This window comes from Rhizobium sp. 2YAF20 (assembly GCF_052114685.1).
Lineage (GTDB): Bacteria > Pseudomonadota > Alphaproteobacteria > Rhizobiales > Rhizobiaceae > Rhizobium.
Genome location: NZ_JBFRFF010000100.1, coordinates 1 through 2590, shown reverse-complemented (window position 1 = coordinate 2590; position 2590 = coordinate 1). Strand labels below are relative to the sequence as shown.

At 59.9% G+C, this 2590-nt stretch carries 1 protein-coding gene and 2 pseudogenes; 1 reads left to right on the top strand and 2 read right to left on the bottom strand.

Annotated features, from left to right (window positions below; genetic code table 11):
* Positions 1 to 412 (top strand): annotated as a pseudogene (locus tag AB4Z52_RS35920) (reverse transcriptase domain-containing protein); the annotation flags it as partial.
* 534 nt (positions 413 to 946) lie between these two features.
* On the opposite strand, the pseudogene AB4Z52_RS35915 reads toward AB4Z52_RS35920, so the two are convergent.
* Together AB4Z52_RS35915 and AB4Z52_RS35910 are read right to left on the bottom strand one after the other, a co-directional pair.
* Positions 947 to 2065 (bottom strand): annotated as a pseudogene (locus AB4Z52_RS35915) (recombinase family protein); the annotation flags it as partial.
* A gap of 143 nt (positions 2066 to 2208) precedes the next feature.
* Positions 2209 to 2538, bottom strand: a complete 330-nt coding sequence (locus AB4Z52_RS35910; RefSeq protein ID WP_442222565.1) for a ribbon-helix-helix protein, CopG family — start codon at positions 2536 to 2538, stop codon at positions 2209 to 2211.
* Positions 2539 to 2590: the final 52 nt, after the last annotated feature.

Here is a 2590-nt window from a genome sequence, read left to right as displayed (position 1 = left end):
TCCGGTACGACGGGTGACGATCCCAAAGCCTGGGGGTGGCGAGCGTGAGCTCGGTATCCCGACGGTTCTGGATCGTCTGATCCAGCAAGCGCTTCTGCAAGTGCTGCAACCGATCCTTGATCCCACCTTTAGCGAGCACAGCCACGGCTTCCGGCCGGGCCGAAATGCGCATGACGCCGTCCTTGCGGCGCAGTCATACGTACAATCGGGCCGCCGGATCGTGGTGGACGTCGATCTGGAAAAGTTCTTTGACCGGGTCGATCACGACATCCTGATCGATCGCCTTCAGAAGCGCATCGAGGACGCCGGGGTCATCCGGTTGATCCGGGCCTATCTGAACAGCGGCATCATGGATGAGGGCGTGGTGCACAAACGGACGATGGGGACGCCACAAGGTGGTCCGCTCACGCCCCGAACGCAAAAGGTAACTTTTGTCAGAGCGGCGCGGTTTGTCGTTCGAGGGCGACGGCTTACCACCGTTGGGTGGTGTTGCTGACTGCGCCGGTATCGAGTGCCGGATAGTAATGGTATTATTGTCGACCAACACTTCCTTGACGACAAGACGGACGATTTTTTGCCGCTCGGCGATGTCCAGCGATTGCGCTGATTGGCGCAGTCTCTCGAGGAAGCCGGTTAAAGTTTCGGCCAGGAGCAGGAATGACATTCGCTCGGCGGTCTGATCAACGATGGCCTGTAATTCGGCGCGCATGGCCTGTTCACGGGCGCGAAGTTCCGGCRTCCGGCTTCGCAGTTCATCGAGCGACACAAGATCCTCCTGGTAGGCCGTCAGCAGGCGCTCCTTGCTTTTAGCTATTCGTATCAGCTCGCGGCCGAGAGCCTCCTGGCGTCGCTTCGTTGGTTCGGCGGCACGGGCGGTATCAAGACGTCGATCGAGTTCGGCCTGAATGAGGGCCGGCTCTTCAATCAGGCGAAGGACTTCTTGCCACACGACCTGATCGAGCAAATCCTGACGGATCGGTTTGCTGTCGCACAATGCTCCGTTGAGATGGCGCCAGGCGTCGGAGCCAAGGCAGCGATAGTAATGGATCTTGCGTGCCGAACTGCGAKTCGACGTCCGCGATAGCGCATAGCCGCATTTGCGGCACGAGACCAATCCTTGAACGATGCTGGGCTCGATGGTCCGACGAGGCGCGAAGCGTTTGTTGTCGGCCAGGCGCTCAGCCGCTACCGCGAATGTCTCGTCACTGACGATCGCCGCGACCGGTATCTCGATCCATTCGTCGCGCGGCCGTTCGTGACCGCTGCTCTTTTCCCCATGGACGGCCCGCCCTAACAAGCGAAAAGGCCTCGTCACCTTCTGCCGTGACCCGATCTGCGTCTTGTTAAAGCAAGCAGTTCCCTTGTAGGCGGGGTTGCGCAGCATGGCCCATACGACCGACCGCTCCCAACGCGTCGTCCGCCGGCGTGTCGGCACGCCCATCTCACGCAGCAGCCGGGCGATCGCGCCGATGCTCAGGCCGTCCACCGTATATTTGTCATACACCARTCGAACGACCTCCGCTTCGGCGGTGTCGATTTCGTAACGTGCGGGCGCATCGCTGGTCTTGCGAATGTAGCGATAACCGAAGGGTGCGCCGCAGAGAACCGAGACTTCCCCGGCCTTGGCGCGATGACGCTTGCCGCGACGGGACCGTTCGAGAATCTGTGCCCGCTCGTACTCGGCGATCATCCCCTGGAACTGCAGCATCAATTGATCTTCCGGCGTATCCGAACGTGGAGCCTTGAGGAAAATCGTCTCAACGCCATGGCGGGCGAATTCCTCCATAAGCAACACCTGGTAGGCATACTTTCGGCTCAGCCTGTCCGGCGAATGGATCAAGATAGCATGAACATCTCCCTCGGCAGCAAGATCTCGCAGCCGCTCCAGGCCAGGCCTCAAAAGGCTGGCGCCGCTGAAGCCCTCATCCTCGATCACCCATTCATCTGGGACGCTGTATCCGTGTTCCTGCGCGTACTCGACCAGCGCCGCCGTCTGGCTGGCAATCGTGTTCTCCTCCTTCTGTCGCTCGGAGGATACCCTGGCGTAGATCGCTGTGGCTTTCATCGCTCTTTCCCCTCACGCGTGGCTCGGTGCTGATCGCACGCACCTGCTCTGGGACCAGGATCCCGTAGACCTGCTCCAGTTTGACGGCAAGAAGGCGATCAAAGGTATGCTCGAACTGGACGTTGCGAGCATGACCGCGCCGCTCAACCATGACCGCCAGCTTCGTCGAGGAACACCCGCAGCGCCCGACTGACCATCTCGCTGATCGTCGTCCCCTCGGCAATTGCCCGCGCCCGGATCAAATTCACCAGACTGGGCGGAAGCTTGAATGTCACCGCCGTGTTTGGTTCCGCAGCCGGCATCGGGCGACTGATCGCCTGAGCCTCCTCGATATATCGATAGGCCTGACGTCGAGACAGTGCAAATTGGCGCGACAACGACATGGCAGCCTCCGTCACACTCAGCCCACGCGCGAGTAACCCATGGGCAGCGTTGATCCGTTCGGTCTTCTGCAGTTCGGTCGAGCGCGACATTTGACATATATATATTACCTTTTAAGACGCAAATCAAGTAAAGAACGAGAAC